The sequence below is a fragment of the Bittarella massiliensis (ex Durand et al. 2017) genome, from assembly GCF_017566145.1.
GTDB lineage: Bacteria > Bacillota > Clostridia > Oscillospirales > Ruminococcaceae > Bittarella > Bittarella massiliensis_A.
This window is the reverse complement of record NZ_JABFCL010000301.1, coordinates 1-215: the sequence shown is the minus strand read 5'-3', so window position 1 is coordinate 215 and position 215 is coordinate 1. Positions and strand designations below refer to the sequence as shown.

Annotated in this window: 1 protein-coding gene; it reads right to left on the bottom strand. The window is 43.7% G+C overall.

The genetic code is table 11. The features are described 5' to 3' along the window. Positions 1 to 215, bottom strand: a 215-nt coding sequence (locus HJY11_RS14430) for a sugar phosphate nucleotidyltransferase (protein WP_243764585.1), incomplete at both ends; no start/stop codon positions are given.

The window sequence follows — 215 nt, the reverse complement described above, 5'->3', positions numbered from 1 at the left end:
GTAAAGATTGAATTCCGGAATCAGGTCGATCAGCTCCATATTGGCTTCCCAGTACGAACCAAGAGTTCCCACGTCTTTCCAATAGCCATTATACTCGTATGCAAAAAGCCGTTTACCATTCTCATGGCAGTACGGAATCACATGCTTTCCAAAATCACAAGACGGTTCATCTGACATTTTTACAAGCGCATCTTTGAGCACCGGCCAACTGAAAA